The sequence below is a fragment of the Fuchsiella alkaliacetigena genome, from assembly GCF_023227765.1.
In the GTDB taxonomy this organism is placed as follows: Bacteria; Bacillota; Halanaerobiia; order Halobacteroidales; family Acetohalobiaceae; genus Fuchsiella; species Fuchsiella alkaliacetigena.
Genome location: NZ_JALKBZ010000022.1, coordinates 22,248 through 40,304 on the forward strand (window position 1 = coordinate 22,248; position 18,057 = coordinate 40,304).

Genomic DNA, 18,057 nt, shown 5'->3' on the forward strand with positions numbered 1-18,057 from the left:
GCTAAAATCTATATTTAAAGCTGATTATTATTATTTACTGGTCTATCCACTCCAGAAAACCTAAACACACCATTGCGGCCGTTAACAAAAGTATCCATCTGCTCCCAGCGCGATACCTTAACAAAGATCTCAGCCACTACCTTTACTAAAACTTCAGTAAAGACTGACTTAGTTTTACCTTTACAATGACTATCCTGCTTATAAGCAGTTACTTTAGCATCAGAATTAATAGCCATAATATAGTTTTGAATATCTAGAGTAGCTTCTGGATTCTGAACTGGTACTTTCACATAGCCATTTTTCTTAATTCCCGGAACTAAACCGCCGATTTCCACTTCTTCTTCAAAAGGAATCTCAGCAGATTCATGGTGCATACAACCATTAGCCCCTTTATAAATTAAATTTATATAAATATACCCCTGTTTAATTACCTTATTTCTAAATATATGATCCGTTAAGTCTCTGATTTCCAATTGGATATCTGCAATTGCTGTTGCTGGATGATCCAGTTTGATAGTTGTTCCTTCTACTATCTGCATAGTCTCTTCGCCAATCACCCGCAAAGTTTTTAAATGCTTGGTGGACATTTACTTAACCCCCTTTTTTTAAAATTTATAGTTAATCAATCCTTTTTTAAAAAGCTAAACTGAGCTTTAAGTTTTCCTCCTTTCTTTCAATCAATTTATTTTATTATATGATGTATTTTTTAAAGTGTGTTAAATTAACTTAGGTTAAAAAAAGCAACCAGACTAGGTTTTTTAAATTAAAAGCAGCCTGGTTGCTTTAATGGCTCTAATCAAGCTCTAGCTTGCTCAATCAAGTTTTTAAACTTAAAATACAAACTAGTTAAATGGCTGGATGATAAACCGCACAAATGCAGTCAATAGCAATATATACTCTTGGACAATCATCATCCGCATTATTCACAAACATTGTCAAAATATTCCCCTTTATACTAGCTATACAGCCTGTTATCTCACAACAGCCTTCACCTGATTCAATAATAACAGTTACTGTGTCAGTCTCTTGGCTCAACTTTTGTAATACTTGGCGCATTCCTAACTCTTTTCTCTGCTTTTTTACACCAGAATCCTGAACGCAACTAGACTTCATATGCTTTTCACTCATATTATCCCTCCTTCCCTAACATCTTTAATACATAATACGCATTTTCCTCGAAATTTGTGAATAAAAAAAGAGACCAGCAAATACTGGTCTCTTTAATAGCTATACCTTCTATTTAAAATTCTGTTAAGAAAATCTGAGTAAACATCTTTCCGTAAGGGCCCCCATTAACAACTCCAATTCCTATCTTTTCATAATCATCCTTAAGAATATTAGCTCGGTGACCTGAGCTGTTCATAAGAGCATTATGAGCTCCCGTAACCGATGAATTGCCAGCTAAGTTTTCGCCAGCTCTTCTATGCCTAATATCAGCCTCCCGCAGCATATTTAAGAAAGAACCGTAAACCGGAGAGCGATGACTGAAATAATTATTATCAATCATATCTTGACTCTTCTTTCTAGCCAATTCAACTAATCTCATATCTGCTTCTAAAGGCTCTAAACCTCGACTTGTCCTTTCTTGATTAACTAAATCCAACATCCTTCTTTCATCAGCAGTTAAACTACTAGGAGCAGGATCTGGTTCAGGTTCAGGTTCAGGTTGAGGCTCCGGCTGTGGTTGAGGATCTGGTTGTGGCTGCGGATCTGGTTCAGGTTGAGGAGCTTCTCCCCCACTACTTGCTTTGCTTTCAAGCAAATCCCAAGTAGACTGATCCACCTCTCCTGTAGCTCGCACTCCGTTATCTCGTTGAAACTGCATTACTGCACTTCTAGTTCTAAAAGCAAAGGAGCCATTAATAGGCCCAGGATTATAACCTAAATCGCTTAAATAACTCTGTAACTGCCTAACCTCTGTTCCTCTGTCTCTATATTCCAGCAAAGTATCTCCTTGTTCAGGCTGGCTTGGAGAGTTATCCCTCTCATCAGGCTCATTTGAATCACCGTTTTCTGGGGTATCCGGCTCATCTGGAGTATCTGGCTCCTGAGGAGGCGCCTCTTCACTGACTAAAAGATTCCAAGTTGCTTGATCTACCTCTCCTGTAGCTCGTATTCCCTTATCTCGTTGAAATTCTCTTACTGCACTTCTAGTTCTAAAAGCAAAAACACCATTAATCGGTCCAGGATTATAACCAGCATCAACTAAGGCCTGTTGAATTGTTCTTACCTCTGCACCTCTAGACCTATACTCAGCAATTACTCCAGCCTCGGCTTGTCCAATAGCTACTATACTTAAAAGCATAATTACAGCTAAAAAGATACTTATCTTAGTAATTGATTTACCTTTCATTAATTAGCACCATCCTATTTAGTTTATTTAATTAGCAAATCTACCTTGGTCTATAAATTCTTGTGAAAACATCATGCCGTAGGGCCCGCCTTCAATTATTCCAATTCCTATGTGAGTAAAACGATCTCGAAGAATATTCTCTCTATGGCCCGGACTATCCATTAAAGCTTGGTGAGCTCGCTGCACCGTAGAAGCTCCAGCTATATTTTCACCAGCAAATTCATAACGAATCCCTATCTCTTGCATCATCTCAAAAGGTGAACCTAAGCTTGGAGACTGATGGCCAAAATAACCTTCCTCAATCATATTCTTACTTTTAGCTCGAGCTACTTTAACTAACCTTAAATCTACTTGTAGAGGCGTTAAACCCTCTGCTTCTCTTTCCTGATTTACTAAGTCTAACATCTCTTCTTCCTTAGCAGTTAAGGCTGTTACCTGCATTTCAGTCCAGTCTTCAGTAGAAGTCTCTTCTTCATCAACAGGATCTTCAACAATCGGCTCCTCATCCTGATCAGAGTCTTCATAGTCTGACTGCTGATCATCATCTTCTTCCTCTTCCGAAGGAGCTTCATCTTGCGGGGGCTCCTCCTCTTCAATAGGCTCCTCTTGCTCAGGAGTTGATGAAGACTCCTGCTCTTCTAGCTCTGTACTATCGCCCCCTCTCATTAGTCTAGTTAATACGAAAAACATAGTTAAGCCCTTTAAAACAGAATTGATATTACTCCTTAACTCTAAATTATCACTGCTCTCTTGGGCTTGCAAAGGAGTGCTACTGCTAAAAATTATAAAACTAGGTACCAGTAAGCTAATAATCAACAAAAATGAAATTATCTTTTTAGAATCCATAATTATATATTCACTCTCTCTAAGTATAATTTTCATTAATTATAGCATAGCTTAACTGCGATGTTGAATGTAAGTTCTGTCAAACTTCCTCTTTCCACAAGTTTATCCACTATTTTGACTCTCTAGGCCAAAGTTATACACAGAACCATCCACATTATCCACAATTCTCCCCAATAACTGTGGATAATTTAATAAACAGTTATTTAATTTATTTTATTCCCTAAGTTATCTATTAAGAAATCTTTAATTTTAGAAATAACCTGCTTATCTTCAGCTATTTCTACTTCAGCTTTAGTAGTTTGCTTAATTAATCTCTCAATTTCTGCTTTTATTGCTGCTAAGTTCTCCACTTCATTTAACTCATCCGCCAAAGCAGCTTGACATATACTGCTTATTTGGGCCTGATTAACTTGAGAATTATACTCCTCTACTGTAGTTACTAAATCCTTTGTAGATACTAACACTAAATCAGCTAATATTAACAACTTTTCTTGGACAGCAGTTAGTTCTTTAGCTTGCTTATCTAAATAGTTATAAATAACCATTTTAGGAGCTAAATACTCTATAACTGACAGCCAAGTAGCTCTATCAACCCAAAATAAAGGCTTACTTATATTAACCCTATCCAAAGTATCATTAATTAACTGTGCCTTTAATTTATCAGCTTCCTCTTTTGCTAAAGAACCTGTTAGCTGTTTAAAAGGAGAAGCTAAATAAAGATTTTCCTTTAACTTTGCTAACTTTAAACTTTCTTCATAGCATATATTTTCCTGCTCAGCAACTTCACTTTTAGCTATATAAATTACCTGATAAGTTTCACTTAACTTGCTAAGTACTTTAGCTGGCCATAGACTATCAGCTGGCCAAGACTTAGTACCCAAGACAACAATAGCCTCGGGAACTGTTGACTCAGCTGGGCTAGATAAAAGTTGGGCCCATCTTTCTGTAAATAAACTCTTATCTTCACTAAAGCTATCTTTATCTAAAGCTGGAGTTAATTGTTTTTCATCCCAATCCTTTTTATAAACCTTGCTTTCTGAAGAATCAATTACTTGATAATCCTTAGTTTTAACCCTCAATAGATAGTCCACCTTTTCAAAATAGAAAGTATAGCCAGCAGTCAATAAACCTACTCTAGACAATAAGTCTCTTCTAAAAAGATAAATAGATTCATTAATGCTGGCCCACTCTTCCATCTCCCAATAATCCTCTTTATCAACCAAAGAACTCCAACCTTCAGCTAAATCCTTCCGTCCAAACTCCTCTATTTTAGGAGCAACCCCCTCCTTACCTTCATTAACAAAGCTAGGCCTTACTAGTACTGTTTTCGACTCATTTTGAATAGTATTAATTAGATTTGCTAAACAGCTTTTATTAACTCTGATTCCTCTGCTAAATAATAAAATATACTCCCCTTTTCCAGCCCTAATCCCTTGATTATAGGCCTGAGCTCGATTAATACTTTGCTGATTATCAATCAAAGTAACCTCAGTTATAGATTTTAAGTAGTCTAAACTTTCTCTAGAACCTCCATTATTAACTACTATTAATTGATATTCATAGTCTATAGATTCCTCTAAATTATTTAATAAATCTGCAATCTCCTCTTTATCCCCCTGATTAATTATAACTATATCTATTAAAGCACTTGTTTTTTGTTTAATCTGAGCTTGTTTTTCAATTAATTCCCTTTCCAGTTTATCAGTTTGGGCAGCAATTAACTCTTGCCAAGCTTGCAGCATCTGCGACCAAGTATAGTTTTGAGCCGTTAATTTAGCAGCAGCAGCTATGTTCTTAGCTAAAATATTGTCCTTTAACAACTCTAAAGTAATAATAGCTATATCATTTCGGCCAAACTCCTTTAATAAACGACAGTTCTTATCTGCTTCAAGATATTCAGCTTTTTCTTTTTCAACTAAAACAACAGTTGGCGTTTTACAAGCCATAATTTTCAAAGGAACTAAATTAAACTTTACTCCGCTATCATAGACTATAGCTAAATCAGCACTGCTATACTCTATCAATTCCCAGTCTAAAGACAAGGGATTCAGAACTTTATAGTCCACCTTCGTTTCTAATTCAAAATCCCGCTCCCGCAAAATCACTACTTCTAATTGACAAGTATTTTCAATCAATTCCAAACTACTAATTATTTTAGTCAATACGCTATCTGTCAGTTCAGCTCCAGCAACTAAAATCCTTCTTTTCCCAGTATCAATTATCTCTTCCGCTGGCAAAGACCGATAAAAGATATTTCTAACCCCTGGCTTAATAACTTCTGTTTGTTCTTTTAGTTCTGCTGGTAATTTTTCTTTTAAATAATTACTATTTACTACCACTGATAATTTATCGATATTTTGACCAACTAAGTTTCTTAATCCAGCTTCTCCTTTAAAGTAATAGACCACTTCCTGCTCTGCTTCCAATAAGGAAATTACTGCTACCTGATCATCAGTAATTATTAAATCTGCTTCTGAAAATCCAATTAGCTTTAGCCTTTCTTCAAAAGTAATTATTTCTAAGTTTAATCTTTTTTCCAAGTCTTTAAATAAATCTTCAATTAAAAATGGATCTCCTCGAAAAAAACTATCTTTTAAAAAAACACCTATCTTCAACATATAATTTATTCCCCTTCCTCAATAGCTCAAAGCTCAAAACTTATAACAATTATATGTGAAGATTAAAAAATTATTGCTTGATTTAAAAAGTTACCTAGCTTAATTATTAATAAAATTCAATATTCAAGGCTTCTATTACATTATCAATCTTATTACAGATAGTACTTTTTTCAGAACCAGCAAATAAAAGACCTAAAGCTCTATTATTAGCATCTAAAACCAAAGAACCGCTATCGCCTGGCTTAGAAAAAGGCTCACTAATAATCTGTTCGCTAAATATTGCTTTTTCAGTAGCAGTAATATTTACTGAAACCGTAGCATTAACAGCTATAATCCGGGACTTAGTTAGACCAGTAGTTCGACCGCTCTTTTTAACCTTCATCCCAACTTCGGCTTTATTTGTTCCCCTCACATTACCTACTTCTAAAATTCTATTTTTTACCTGCTGTTTAGATACAGGTTTGGCTACAGCTCCATCTATTAAGTTCTCTCCCTGAGCCTTACTTACAAACTTAATCCAATAGGGAAATTTAATTAAATCACTTACTCCATTAGCTATATTTTCTAATCCTTCTACCAATAAAGAAGCATTATCAACTTCAGGCTTCTTAATAGGAGCAAAGTCCTCTAGATAAGCAATAATGTCCTCTTCTTGACTGCCACCGTCTTGCCGTCCAGGCTGCAAAATTGGATCACCTATTTTAGCTCTACCATCATAACCAGAAGTAAGATTAGCTAATACATGGTTATTAGAAAGTATCAAAGGCTCTCCAGTATCCTTATCTCTAACTAAAGCCCCAAATGTTCCCGCAGAAACTTTATAGTGAGCTAAGCTGCTACCTGGATAAGCAGGGCGTCTTCTAGAAGTTCTATTCATTCTGCTAGTTCTATGATTAGCCGATGCTTTTTGAAGTCCTAATAACTCTATCTCTCCAACCTCAATTACATCGGTTTCGGTTTCTTCTATTTGCTCTGGAACTATATTCTTTTCACCTAGCTCATCTTTACATACTTTTTTTTCTACTAAAATAGTCAGTGCCTTTTCATTAGTGTCTTTTCCATTCTTTCTTTTTTGACCACAACCTACCCCTACCACATTTTCTTTGCTAAGTAGCTTTTTCCAGTACTTTTTGACTAACTGACTAAGATCTTCCATGGATATTCATCTCCTTTCGAGCTACTATATCTTATTCAACTCAAAAGAAGATGTGTGAAATAGAAATAACCACTTGTATAGTGTAAGCTACATAAGTGGTTATAAGTTTAGTCTATACTATTTTACTTCAATTAATAATTAACAATGAATAATAAACAGCTTATAGTGTATAAGTTCAAGTTCTAAAAAATCAATATCGTTCTCTTGTTGCACTCTAACGAGGTCTGGGTACCCCTAGGGGATTATGTTATCGTGAAAAATCAATTTCATTATCAGCACGGCCAAATAGGTGTTTCTAAGCGATATTAAAGATTATTTGTTAATGCTTCTTAACGAATCGGAGCTAAAATAAGAGCTGGTTTAGCCAATTTTTCCAATTAAAATTGGCTTGCTCTTATTTTAGTGGAGATGAGTTTTAGAAGCATCAAATAATCTTTTCTAGCGTGAAACACCTATTTGGCCCCCTACGCCAACGCAACAATATAACAATATTATTTAGACTGCAAGTATTCATCAATAGCCTGCGCAGCACCTCTGCCATCGCCCATAGCGGCAATTACAGTAGCATTGCCACCAATCACATCTCCCCCGGCAAAAACTCCTGCTATCGAAGTCTGATAGCTTTCTTCATCTACAATTATATTATGCCAATCATTAGTCTCTAACTCAGGAGTCTTTTTAGATAGTAAAGGATTAGGGCCCTGACCGATAGCCACAATCACCGTATCTACCTCTATAGTAAAGTTAGAGCCTTCAATAGGAATTGGTCGGGGACGACCACTGCTATCCTCTTCTCCTAGCTCCATTTCTACACATTCCAAGCCTTTAACCCAGCCCTCTTCATTGCCAATAATCTTAACTGGATTTCGCAAGAGTTGAAAGTTTACTCCTTCAGCTTCAGCATTTTCGATCTCCTCTTCCCGAGCCGGCATTTCATTTCGAGAGCGTCGATAGACTATAGATACCTCTTCAGCCCCTAAGCGCAGTGCTGTTCGCGCTGAATCCATAGCTACATTTCCAGCTCCAATTACTGCTACTTGATTACCTAGAGTGATAGGCGTTCTATATTCAGGGAACTTATAAGCCTTCATCAGATTAACCCTAGTCAAAAATTCATTAGCAGAATAAACACCATTTAGATTTTCTCCAGGTAAATTTAAAAAATAAGGTAGTCCCGCTCCTACACCTACAAATACTGCTTCATACCCATCTTCCCAAAGATCATCCAAGCTTAAAGTAGCTCCAATTAAGGTATTAAGCTTAATCTCCACTCCCAGCTCTTCTAGTTCCTTGATTTCCTTATTAACGATAGCTTTAGGGAGTCTAAACTCCGGAATTCCATACTTTAAAACTCCTCCTGCTTCGGATAAAGCTTCAAAAAGAGTAACTTGATAGCCTAATTTAGCCAGATCAGCTGCTGCTGTCAAGCCAGCCGGGCCCGATCCCACTACAGCTACCTTAGCTCTATCAGCCTCAGTTTCAATCTCTTTCTTATCGGCTGAATCTTTTTCCAGCTCCCAATCAGCTACGAACCTCTCCAAAGCACCGATATTGACCGGTTCTCCTTTATTACCTAAGACACACTCCGCTTCACACTGCTCTTCTTGCGGACAGACTCGACCGCAGATAGCAGGAAAGGCATTTTTCTCTTTAATAGTAGCTAAGGCTTCAGAAAACTCCTTGGCAGTAATTAATTCAATAAAGTCGGGAATAGGAACCCCTACTGGACAACCATCAACACAGGGACTTTTATCACACTGTAAGCAACGCTGCGCTTCGGCCACTGCCTCTTTTTCTGTAAAGCCCTGAGCAACTTCAGCAAAGTTATTAATCCGCTCTTCTGGCTCTTGCTTATCCATTACCTGTCTTTTAGCCATCTATTCCACCTCCTTCTCTAACTTACATTTATGTTCAGCTTTTTCTTCTTTACTTTGATAATGGCCCTGTCTTCTCATCAATTCATCAAAATCTACTAGATGACCATCAAAGGCCGGGCCCTCTACACAAGCAAACTTAGTTTCTTCACCTACAGTAACTCGACAACCGCCACACATTCCGGTTCCATCAACCATAATTGGATTTAGACTAACTATCGTATCTACATCATACTTAGCTGTTACTTCGGCTACACCTTTCATCATAATCGCCGGGCCCACAGCTATTACCTCATCAACTTCTTTTCCTTCAGCTAACAAAGAATCTAACACCTCAGTAACAAAACCTTCGTGACCTAAAGAACCATCATCGGTACTGAAATAGATTTCATCAGCCACTTCACTCATCTCTTCTTTCATAATTACCATTTCCGCCGTTCTAGCTCCCACAATATTAATAACTTCATTTCCTGCTTCTTTTAAATATTTAGCCTTGGGATAAACTGGAGCTACTCCTAAACCTCCCGCTACACAGACCACCGTACCTATCTTTTCAATCTCAACAGGCTCTCCTAAGGGCCCTAAAAGATCAAGAAAGCTATCTCCTACCGCTAATGAAGCTAGCTCCTGGGTAGAAGCTCCTACTCGCTGTACTACTAAGTCAATAGTACCTCCCTCTCTATCATAATCAACAATAGTTAAGGGAATCCGCTCCCCAGTCTGATCAGCTCGTACAATCACAAAATGACCTGGTTGAGCTTTAGCAGCTACTAAAGGAGCTGCCACTTCAAAAAAATATATTTCTGGTGCTAACTTTCTTTTTGCTAAAATTTTAGCCATGCTAATCCCCCTCATATATTAAAGTAATTAAAAGTTAACAGACAGCTCTTTTATCAGAGCTGCTCTAAAACTAAAAGTAATTATATTATTTCTAATATTAATTCTAGCTTTAATAAAAAAATCCTGCTTTCAACTATCACCTACGCCGATAACCCAGTTGATTAGAAATCTGAGCAGATACTTCAACTACCGCTGGAATTACCACTTCCTCTATATAATCTTCAGTCATTCTAGTGCTAGGGCCCGAAACACTAATTGCTGCCTCCACATCCCCTTCAAAATTCTTAATCGGAGCGGCTACACAACGAACTCCCTCTTCTAACTCCCCGATATCTAAAGCATAACCTTGACGTCGAATCTGCTTTAGCTCTTCTTTCAACTCTTCAGGCTTTGCTTTAGTATTTTCAGTTAACTTACGCAGCTCCATTTGCTCAAGTAACTCAGCTAACTCATCCTGCTCCACATAAGCTAATAAAGCCTTACCAGTTCCTGTACAATAAGCTGGCCCCCTGCTGCCTATCTCCGCAAACATCTTGACCATACTAGTACAAGCCGCCTGATCTATATATACTACCTCGCCTTCATCTAAAATAGCTAAATTAGTAGTTTCATTACATTTATCAACCAGTTTTTGCAGATAAGGTTTAGCAATATTAACTAAATCAAAGTTCTTTTTAGCAGCATTACCAACCTCAAAAGCCTTTAAACCTAAAAAATACTTTCCACTTTCCTCCTGTTTAGCAAAGCCTCTCATTATTAAGGTATGCAAGATCCTATAAACTGTACTGATGTTTAACTCGACCTTTTCAGATAAGTTACTTAAAGTCATCGGCCTTTCTTCATCAGCTAAAGCTTCTAAAATTACCAAAGCTCTATCTACCGATTGAACAATCTTTTTTTCTGCCATAACTCTTCCTCCCCAATACTTAAATTAACGGCTTATATAAAAAATAGCTTAATAATTAACTTTTTAACAAAATCAGTATAACACAGTTTTAGCCCAAAGTAAAAAAATAACACAAGTGATATATATCACTTGTGTTATTTAATTAAACACTCACACAGCCAATTTTAGTATTGTTATCTTTTATTTTAATTTCTACAGTCTCCGTTAATATATCAGCATAACTATAGGATACTCGTCGGGGATTCTGCTCTTCATCAACTTTTACCACAAAAACATTAGAATAGGTCTCTTCCAGAACACCTTCTTTTTGAATAATCTTTTTTCTACCCTGATTAGCCTTAAGGCAAACCTGCTTTCCCACAAAAGACTCCAGGTCATCTTTAATTTGAGTTAAGATGTTATTTGCCATACCTAAGCCCACCTTTCTGTTTTAATCGCATAAGTGATTATACCATAAATAATATAAAAAGTCAATACAAATACTAATTATAACAGAAGCTAAAAGGTATGTCAATAATTATTTAGTATATCTATCAGCTACGCTGGAAGCAGCATAAGCTAAAGGTTTTATCTTAGCTTCATAGCCATTACCTATTACCAAACCTACTACTTCCTTAATTAAATCTCGGGTATCTCCATTTTGACCTACATCTAAATGTATTTCAATATTTAAGTCTGAAATAGAATCCATTAATATCTTTTCTGTTATTTCTTTAGCCACTTCCAAACTTTTTAAGGTCTCGTGATAGATTTTTTCCCTTAAAGTATGCTTCCGCTTAGTTCTCTCTTTAGTATAGTAAAAACGGGCTCCTTTTCCTTCTCTATAAATAATAATAGCAGTAACAAAAATTGCTTTTTCCTTTTGTTGAGAGTCACTACCGATTATTAAACGATAATTATCCTTAGGAAACTCTTTAACAAAAGAAATAATACTATTAAAGGTTTGTTCAAAGCTAAGTCTGCCCTCCGTAGGACTGATAAAGTTCATCTACTTTTCCACTCTCCTTATAATAGTTTGAATACAATATTACTTAACTCAGCAAACTGCTCTAAACTCAACTTTTCTCCCCTTTTTTGCCGGCTTATATCTGCTTCACTTAGGGCCCGATCCACTAGGTCTCTAGATAAATCTATATTAGCCGCCTTACTTAAAGAGTTGCGGATTGTCTTGCGTCGCTGCTGAAAAGAAGCCTTAATCAAAGCAAATAATAGCTCTTCATCCTCCACCTCAACGGCCACTTCTTCTCTAACTCTCATATTTACTATAGCCGACTCCACTTCCGGCTGAGGAATAAAAACTGTATTAGGCACTAAACTGCTTAAAGTAGGTTCTGAGTAATACTGTACCGCCAAAGAAAAGGCACCATACTGCTTGCCATCGGCTGGAGAAGCCACCATACGCTGGGCCACTTCTTTTTGTACCATAACTACCAGTCTATCTAAATCCAATCTATTCTCCAAAAGTTTCATAATAAGCGGAGTAGTAATATAGTAAGGAAGATTAGCTACTACCTTTACCTTCCGATCAGCTAAACCATCTAAGAGGGATTTGAAATCATATTCTAAAGCATCTGCTTGAATAAATTCTAAATTACTATGATGATTAAGATTTTCCGTTAAGATTTTTATCATTCTTTGATCAAGCTCTAGGGCCCAAACCTGAGCCGCCTCTTCAACTAAGCGTTGAGTTAAAGAGCCAATTCCAGCTCCAATCTCAATTACATAGTCTTCCTCTCCTACTTCTGCCTCCTGAACTATCTTTTCAATAATATTTCGATCCACTAAAAAGTTTTGACCTAAGCTCTTTTTAAGCCTAATTCCGTGTTTATTTAAAATTTTTTTAGTTGTGCTGGGATTAGCAATTCTGGATTCCATTTGATTACCACCTAACGTTTATGATCTAAATTAAAAGCTAAGCAAGAATGAGAGTAGAAGCTGATCTCCTACTCTCATTAACTAACAATTTTAAATTAATTACTCCTGTGTAGCCTCCCAATCGGCTAAAAATCTCTCAATTCCTCTATCAGTTAAAGGATGTCCTAACATCTTTTCCAAGACCTGATAAGGAATAGTAGCAATATCTGCTCCTATTTTAGCCACCTCTTTGACATGCTTAGGATGTCTAATACTAGCAGCAATAATCTCTGTATCTATTTCATATTCAGTAAATATTTCTGTGATCTCTGCTACTAACTCCAAACCATCCTGGCCCATATCATCAATTCTACCAATAAAGGGGCTTACATAGGTTGCTCCAGCTTGAGCAGCCAATAAAGCCTGATTAGCTGAAAAGACTAAAGTTACATTGGTTTTAATTCCCTCAGCAGTTAACTCGTTAACTGCTATCAGCCCTTCCTTAGTCATAGGAATTTTGATTACAATATTATCGGAAATCTCAGCTAACTCCTTAGCTTCTTCTACCATCCCTTCAGCTTCAGTGCTAATTACCTCAGCACTTACCGGGCCGTCCACTAAAGAAGTTATCTCGGCAATGATATCTTCAAACTTCTGTCCTGATTCCTTAGCAATTAAAGAAGGATTAGTAGTTACTCCTGCTAAAATTCCCAATTGATTCATATCTTCAATCTCACCAATATTAGCAGTATCAATAAAAATCTTCATTAATCAAACCACTCCTTTATAACATATTTAATCTGAGTTTAAAAAACAGCAAGCAGAAACCTTCATCTAAATTTTATACTTCCTTTAAATGAAGACAGATGTTCTATTAATTAAACTCAGCTAAATTAACACTTGTTCCTTTGAGAAAACTCTCTAATCTTAAAGTCCACTCCTAGATTTTTAGCTATCTTCCGACACTCATAAATATCAACTAAAGAATTATTAACTACGGTTAAAATAACCTGCGGAATATACTTTTTGCATTCTTGAGTAAACTCTAAAATAGCTTCAAAAGCAGAGCTACCAAAATCAGAATTACATAGCTGCTGGTACTTGCTAGCGTTTTTAGCATTTAAGCTAATAGAAATAGTATCTACTAAACCTTCCAGCTTAGGAGCTATATTATCCTGATGGATTAAGTTAGCCTGCCCATTAGTATCAATTCTAACTGAAGTATCAAACTCCTGTAACCAGTTAGCTACTTCCAACAAAGTTTCCAATCTAATTAAAGGCTCTCCGTAACCACAAAAAACTACCTCCTGATAAGAAGTAGGATCTTCAATCTCTTCAATCACCTCTGCTGCTGTAGGCTCCTCAGCCAACCAAAGATTATAGCCACCAACTCCGTCCTGATAATTCCGAATACAGAACTGGCATTGATTAGTACAGCGATTAGTTAAGTTTATATATATAGAATCTCCCAGCTGATAGGTGATCGCCATCTTTACAACCTCCCTAAAAGTTAAAAACACCAACTTTTTACAATAATATTAACATTATAACATACTCAAACTTAAATTACAAAATGAAAAAACTAGGAGATTCCAAAAAGCTGTTGAGCATTTTCAGTTGTTATCCTAGCTACCTCCTCAAAGGAATAAGGCAGTATTTCGCTTAGTTTAAGAGCTACCTCTTTTACATAGGCTGGTTCATTTCTCTTACCTCGATAAGGCTCTGGAGTTAAGTAAGGAGCATCTGTTTCAATTAATACTCTATCCAAAGAGATCTGCTTAATTACCCTCCGTAATTGATAAGCATTAGCAAAGGTTAAAACTCCCCCTACCGCTAAATAAAAATCAAGCTCAATAGCCTGCTGGGCCATCTCCAAATCTCCTCCAAAGCAATGGATCACCCCTCCAACTTCAGCTGCTGCCTCTTCCTTCAAAATCTGCATAGTTTGCTGCTCTGCCTCACGACTATGGATGACCAGCGGTAGCTCTACCTCTTTAGCTAGTTGAATATGTTTGCGAAAAACAGCCCGCTGAATCTGCCGAGGTGAGTTATCATAATGGTAGTCCAGCCCGGTCTCTCCTACCGCTACTACCTTTTCTTGCTCAGTCCAATCCTTTAAACGACTATAAGTATCTTCGGTCATGTCCTTAGAATTATGAGGATGAATACCTACCGTAGCGTAAATCATATCAACTTTTTTAGCTAGTTCAACTGAACGAGCACTAGACTCTTCATCGGCCCCGATATTGATTATTTGCTTTAAACCGGCTTCTCGGGCCCTATCCAGCACCTGCTGGCGATCCTTATTAAATCTAGGAAAATCTAAATGAGCATGAGTATCTATTAACATCGATTCAAGTCCCTCCTCTCCAATATATGATCCTTTATCTTTTGATCGTAACTACTTAAGTGTTACACTTTATAGATATATTGCTTAATTAAATTGACAATTGTCTATATATCGTTAGTCTTTATCTGTCCTAAAAAGGTGTCTTTCCGTTCCACAAGCTTTTTTCTGAGCTATTAGCATTAATTTTAGCTAAAATTAAGATTATTTGTACTCATATCAAGATTTTAGTTCATTTTAGATAATTACGAAAAAATCTTGAAGTCACTCCAAAACAGCCTTTTCAGGACGCGATAAATTCGAAACATTATCATAAGTAGAGTCTTTAAAAACGCACCGCAACAATTCAATTAATTTAATTTCAGTAAGTTAATATAAGATATACCTGATTAGTTACTTTTGATCTTTTAAATCTATCCTCTATCATCTATCATTTATCATTTTATATAACTAGGTTACTTTACTACCTGTCTCAATCTCTCGGTCTATAGTAGTTAAAACCAGCTCTTCATCATCATTGCTAGCTGCTAAGATCATTCCTCTAGACTCTACTCCAAATATTTCAGCCGGCTCTAAATTAGTCACCATTAATACCTGCTTACCCAACAGTTCATCGGGCTGATAGTAATTAGAAATTCCAGCTACCACCTGTCGCTGCTCTTCACCTAAGCTCACCTGTAGTTTAAGCAGCTTATCACTACCTGCAATCTCTTCAGCTTCTACAATCTCAGCTACTCTTAAATCCAACTCCTGAAAATCACCAAAACTAATTAAGTCCTGTTCTACTGTCTCCACTTCTGAGTCCTCCTCTTCTGCTGCCTCTGATTCAACTTGATTAGCAAAGTACTCCTCTATATCCACTCGCGGAAAGAGTGGCTCTCCAGACTGAATCTCTATTCCTGCTGTCAATAAACCCCATTGCAAAGCATCTTCCCAACTCTGCTCTTCAATACTACTCTCTATTCCTAGCTGAGTCCATATTTTCTGCGGTGCTACCGGCAAAAATGGTTTTAAAGCTATAGCTATAATTCTTAAAGCTTCTAGTAAATTATAAAGAACTGTACCTAACTCAGCCTTTTTATCCTCTTCCTTAGCTAAAACCCAAGGAGTAGTTTCATCGATATACTTATTAGTCCTGCGAATAAAGGTCCACAGATTTTCTAAAGCTCTGCTAAACTGTAGCTCTGCCATATTAGCTTCCATTGCTTGTAGCTCTTTTTGGGCCGTAGCCTTTAAATCTTCATCGTAATCAGTAGTAGGGCCCAGCTCAGGAACCACTCCTTCAAAGTACTGATCTACCATAGCCACCGTTCTATTGAGTAGATTCCCTAAATCATTAGCTAAATCAGCATTAAGCCGCTTAATAAAGGCTTCAGTAGAGTAAGAGCCATCGGTACCAAAGGCCACTTCCCGCATTAAGTAATAACGGACCGCATCAACCCCGAAGTCCTCTACTAATTTTACCGGATCTACTACATTCCCCTTAGACTTAGACATTTTACCTCCTTCGACAGTCAAAAAGCCGTGTCCAAAGACTCTTTCCGGAAGCTCCAAACCAGCCGCCATCAAGATAATCGGCCAGATAATAGTATGAAAGCGCAAGATATCCTTACCAACAATATGAACATCAGCCGGCCAAAACTTATTAAACTCCTCTTCATCACTGAGATAACCAGCTCCAGTTACATAGTTACTCAAAGCATCAAACCAAACATAAATTACGTGCTCTTCATCAATAGGTACGGGAATTCCCCAATCAAAGGTTGTTCTAGAAACACAGAGATCCTCCAAGCCATCCTTAATAAAGTTAATCATTTCCTTTTTTCTAGTTTCCGGCTGAATAAACTCCGGATTATTTTCAATATGCTCCAAAAGTTGCTCTTCATACTTAGACATTTTAAAGAAATAACTCTCTTCTTCCACCCATTCTGTTTCTCGCTGACAGTCAGGACATTTTCCCTTTTCTAAATGTCGTTCCAGCCAAAAACTTTCACAAGGAGTACAGTACCAACCTTCATACTTATCTTTATAAATATCTCCCTGCTCGTAAACCTTTTTAAAGATATGTTGAACCACTTGTTGGTGCTTGGCAGAAGTAGTTCGCAAAAAGACATCATAGTCTGCCTCCAATAAATCCCATAGTTCTTTAAAAGAATCTACTATGCGATCTACATACTGCTTAGGACTTACTCCTGCCTCACTAGCTGCTCGTTCAATCTTCTGTCCGTGCTCATCAGAGCCCGTTAAAAACTTAACCTCATAGCCTTGCAACTCCTTAAAGCGAGCAATAGTATCGGCAGCAGTAGTAGTATAGGTATGCCCAATATGCAGTTTATCATTGGGATAATAGATCGGTGTAGTTACATAAAAAGTATCTTTACTCATTTAATTCACCCCTTTTGTAGTTGATTAGTTTGTTGAATAATTACATCAATTTACTTTTAAGAATCAAAATATTCCATTCCCTTGCCGTTCAGTCGGCCTCCTTGCCTCCTTCACTCTCAAAATTAGCCCTCCCGGCATCCTTGCCTCCGGGCTAATTTAAGAGTCGTCCATTGGAATATTTTGATTTAATACCTATTGATTATGGCAATTTTTTTATTCAACAACCTAAGTTAATAATGAACTTTCTTCATTAATTCATTTTTTATCTATCCTCTATCCTTTATCATCTATCATCTGCAAATCAAAAAATCCCCTCATCCCTAACTACTTAGGGACGAGAGGCCTGATTACCTTCGCGGTACCACCCTAATTACTACTAAAAATAGTAATCACCTTAATAGAGATAACGGCTCTATTCACCGATACAGCCTACTTAACTTCGACTATACAGCTCCCGGGCCATCTTCAATACCTCGACTATCTCCGCTTCTCAGCTACCGCGGTTCTCTGTAAATAGTCTCAATACCTACTCTCCCGTTCTTTGCTTTGCTAATATTATCTTCACTTCACTTAAAAATATACATAAATTTAGCAACTTTGTCAAGCAACAAAGCATTTTATTTTTTATATTCCTGTTAGATTATTAAAGCAAGTCCACTTACTTCTCTCCTTTCTCTACAATTTTTGGCTTTAAATCTCACCATTTATTATCACTTTCATAATATATATTAATAAGTTTCAGAAAGGTAGGTGAAGGAATTGAGTAAAGAAATAAGAAAAACTTTGACAGATTTATCCTTCTCTATGTGTTAGGATAGTTGTCGTAAGGACTAAATTCTGTGTATAATAAAGTAACGACAATAAATCCTAAGGAGAA

At 36.8% G+C, this 18,057-nt stretch carries 16 protein-coding genes and 1 other annotated feature; all 16 genes read right to left on the reverse strand.

The features are described 5' to 3' along the window. Positions 1 to 14: 14 nt before the first annotated feature. Complete coding sequence (locus MWH30_RS07920; protein ID WP_248663531.1) at positions 15 to 587, reverse strand: DUF3794 domain-containing protein; 573 nt, start codon at positions 585 to 587, stop codon at positions 15 to 17. 259 nt (positions 588 to 846) lie between these two features. Continuing rightward, the gene (locus tag MWH30_RS07925) at positions 847 to 1,128 is read right to left on the reverse strand and encodes a hypothetical protein (protein WP_248663532.1); all 282 of its coding nucleotides are present in this window, start codon (positions 1,126 to 1,128) and stop codon (positions 847 to 849) included. Between the two features lie 112 nt (positions 1,129 to 1,240). After that, a complete protein-coding gene (locus MWH30_RS07930) occupies positions 1,241 to 2,353 on the reverse strand; it encodes a peptidoglycan-binding protein (RefSeq protein WP_248663533.1) in 1,113 nt (370 codons plus the stop codon). 27 nt (positions 2,354 to 2,380) lie between these two features. Then, positions 2,381 to 3,199, reverse strand: a complete 819-nt coding sequence (locus MWH30_RS07935; protein ID WP_248663534.1) for a CAP domain-containing protein — start codon at positions 3,197 to 3,199, stop codon at positions 2,381 to 2,383. A gap of 203 nt (positions 3,200 to 3,402) precedes the next feature. Beyond that, positions 3,403 to 5,817 carry a glycosyltransferase gene (locus MWH30_RS07940; RefSeq protein WP_248663535.1) on the reverse strand — a complete coding sequence of 805 codons (2,415 nt, stop codon included), beginning with the start codon at positions 5,815 to 5,817 and terminating at the stop codon, positions 3,403 to 3,405. A 106-nt stretch (positions 5,818 to 5,923) separates the two neighbouring features. Beyond that, positions 5,924 to 6,973, reverse strand: a complete 1,050-nt coding sequence (locus MWH30_RS07945; RefSeq protein ID WP_248663536.1) for a chymotrypsin family serine protease — start codon at positions 6,971 to 6,973, stop codon at positions 5,924 to 5,926. Positions 6,974 to 7,464: 491 nt separating this feature from the next. Further along, entirely contained in the window at positions 7,465 to 8,850 is a 1,386-nt protein-coding gene (gene gltA / locus MWH30_RS07950) for an NADPH-dependent glutamate synthase (RefSeq protein WP_248663537.1), read from the reverse strand. Next, entirely contained in the window at positions 8,851 to 9,687 is an 837-nt protein-coding gene (locus MWH30_RS07955) for a sulfide/dihydroorotate dehydrogenase-like FAD/NAD-binding protein (RefSeq protein ID WP_248663538.1), read from the reverse strand. Between the two features lie 136 nt (positions 9,688 to 9,823). Continuing rightward, on the reverse strand, positions 9,824 to 10,594 hold the full coding sequence (locus tag MWH30_RS07960; protein WP_248663539.1) for an IclR family transcriptional regulator: 771 nt from the start codon (positions 10,592 to 10,594) through the stop codon (positions 9,824 to 9,826). Between the two features lie 142 nt (positions 10,595 to 10,736). After that, the gene (locus tag MWH30_RS07965; protein ID WP_248663540.1) at positions 10,737 to 11,003 is read right to left on the reverse strand and encodes a Veg family protein; all 267 of its coding nucleotides are present in this window, start codon (positions 11,001 to 11,003) and stop codon (positions 10,737 to 10,739) included. Positions 11,004 to 11,111: 108 nt separating this feature from the next. Continuing rightward, positions 11,112 to 11,582 (reverse strand): ribonuclease H-like YkuK family protein, encoded by a 471-nt coding sequence (locus tag MWH30_RS07970; protein ID WP_248663541.1) that lies wholly within the window; start codon positions 11,580 to 11,582, stop codon positions 11,112 to 11,114. A gap of 17 nt (positions 11,583 to 11,599) precedes the next feature. Further along, on the reverse strand, positions 11,600 to 12,469 hold the full coding sequence (gene rsmA / locus MWH30_RS07975) for a 16S rRNA (adenine(1518)-N(6)/adenine(1519)-N(6))-dimethyltransferase RsmA (RefSeq protein WP_248663542.1): 870 nt from the start codon (positions 12,467 to 12,469) through the stop codon (positions 11,600 to 11,602). A gap of 99 nt (positions 12,470 to 12,568) precedes the next feature. Next, positions 12,569 to 13,216, reverse strand: a complete 648-nt coding sequence (gene fsa / locus MWH30_RS07980) for a fructose-6-phosphate aldolase (protein ID WP_248663543.1) — start codon at positions 13,214 to 13,216, stop codon at positions 12,569 to 12,571. A gap of 125 nt (positions 13,217 to 13,341) precedes the next feature. Then, positions 13,342 to 13,938, reverse strand: a complete 597-nt coding sequence (locus tag MWH30_RS07985; RefSeq protein WP_248663544.1) for a TatD family nuclease-associated radical SAM protein — start codon at positions 13,936 to 13,938, stop codon at positions 13,342 to 13,344. 92 nt (positions 13,939 to 14,030) lie between these two features. Beyond that, positions 14,031 to 14,798 carry a TatD family hydrolase gene (locus MWH30_RS07990; RefSeq protein ID WP_248663545.1) on the reverse strand — a complete coding sequence of 256 codons (768 nt, stop codon included), beginning with the start codon at positions 14,796 to 14,798 and terminating at the stop codon, positions 14,031 to 14,033. A 447-nt stretch (positions 14,799 to 15,245) separates the two neighbouring features. Beyond that, positions 15,246 to 17,180, reverse strand: coding sequence for a methionine--tRNA ligase (metG, locus tag MWH30_RS07995; RefSeq protein ID WP_248663546.1), 1,935 nt, complete (start codon positions 17,178 to 17,180; stop codon positions 15,246 to 15,248). A 327-nt stretch (positions 17,181 to 17,507) separates the two neighbouring features. Beyond that, positions 17,508 to 17,731: a binding site (T-box leader), on the reverse strand. Between the last annotated feature and the right edge of the window lie 326 nt (positions 17,732 to 18,057).

Excerpts from the sequence above, each read along its gene's own strand:
- MWH30_RS07920 (WP_248663531.1), bottom strand. The coding sequence starts at position 587 with ATGTCCACCAAGCATTTAAAAACTTTGCGGGTGATTGGCGAAGAGACT.
- MWH30_RS07925 (WP_248663532.1), bottom strand. The coding sequence starts at position 1,128 with ATGAGTGAAAAGCATATGAAGTCTAGTTGCGTTCAGGATTCTGGTGTA.
- MWH30_RS07930 (WP_248663533.1), bottom strand. The coding sequence starts at position 2,353 with ATGAAAGGTAAATCAATTACTAAGATAAGTATCTTTTTAGCTGTAATT.
- MWH30_RS07935 (WP_248663534.1), bottom strand. The coding sequence starts at position 3,199 with ATGGATTCTAAAAAGATAATTTCATTTTTGTTGATTATTAGCTTACTG.
- MWH30_RS07940 (WP_248663535.1), bottom strand. The coding sequence starts at position 5,817 with ATGTTGAAGATAGGTGTTTTTTTAAAAGATAGTTTTTTTCGAGGAGAT.
- MWH30_RS07945 (WP_248663536.1), bottom strand. The coding sequence starts at position 6,973 with ATGGAAGATCTTAGTCAGTTAGTCAAAAAGTACTGGAAAAAGCTACTT.
- gltA (WP_248663537.1), bottom strand. The coding sequence starts at position 8,850 with ATGGCTAAAAGACAGGTAATGGATAAGCAAGAGCCAGAAGAGCGGATT.
- MWH30_RS07955 (WP_248663538.1), bottom strand. The coding sequence starts at position 9,687 with ATGGCTAAAATTTTAGCAAAAAGAAAGTTAGCACCAGAAATATATTTT.
- MWH30_RS07960 (WP_248663539.1), bottom strand. The coding sequence starts at position 10,594 with ATGGCAGAAAAAAAGATTGTTCAATCGGTAGATAGAGCTTTGGTAATT.
- MWH30_RS07965 (WP_248663540.1), bottom strand. The coding sequence starts at position 11,003 with ATGGCAAATAACATCTTAACTCAAATTAAAGATGACCTGGAGTCTTTT.
- MWH30_RS07970 (WP_248663541.1), bottom strand. The coding sequence starts at position 11,582 with ATGAACTTTATCAGTCCTACGGAGGGCAGACTTAGCTTTGAACAAACC.
- rsmA (WP_248663542.1), bottom strand. The coding sequence starts at position 12,469 with ATGGAATCCAGAATTGCTAATCCCAGCACAACTAAAAAAATTTTAAAT.
- fsa (WP_248663543.1), bottom strand. The coding sequence starts at position 13,216 with ATGAAGATTTTTATTGATACTGCTAATATTGGTGAGATTGAAGATATG.
- MWH30_RS07985 (WP_248663544.1), bottom strand. The coding sequence starts at position 13,938 with ATGGCGATCACCTATCAGCTGGGAGATTCTATATATATAAACTTAACT.
- MWH30_RS07990 (WP_248663545.1), bottom strand. The coding sequence starts at position 14,798 with ATGTTAATAGATACTCATGCTCATTTAGATTTTCCTAGATTTAATAAG.
- metG (WP_248663546.1), bottom strand. The coding sequence starts at position 17,180 with ATGAGTAAAGATACTTTTTATGTAACTACACCGATCTATTATCCCAAT.